The sequence below is a fragment of the Idiomarina sp. Sol25 genome (assembly GCF_033052775.1).
In the GTDB taxonomy this organism is placed as follows: domain Bacteria; phylum Pseudomonadota; class Gammaproteobacteria; order Enterobacterales; family Alteromonadaceae; genus Idiomarina.
In genome coordinates this window covers 1-264 of sequence record NZ_JAUPEW010000147.1, presented here as the reverse complement: position 1 = coordinate 264, position 264 = coordinate 1, and the positions used below count along the sequence as shown (strand labels likewise).

Here is a 264-nt window from a genome sequence, read left to right as displayed (position 1 = left end):
GAGAAAAGAGACCATCAGCATGAGATGCCGCGTTTTGACTTGTGCAGGGCGGGCCGGGGCATAGATGGGCTCAACCGGAGCAGTGGCGGTGGCGGCTTTGGGCTGTTTCTTGGGCGCGGCCGGTTTGCCTTTGGCAGCGTTGAGTTTCGGCTTGCCGGAGACACCTTCGGCGGGTTCGAGCGCGGCTGCCGGACTGCTTTTCGCGCCGCCCGCCTTGCCTTTGGTGGGCGCTGGTTTTGCCTTTAGGGCAGCTTTTCCCGTTGC

The 264-nt window shown here is 63.3% G+C and carries 1 protein-coding gene; it reads right to left on the bottom strand.

Annotated elements, in window-relative coordinates:
* On the bottom strand, nt 1-264 hold a 264-nt coding region (locus Q5L94_RS13810; RefSeq protein WP_317498927.1), incomplete at both ends, for a hypothetical protein.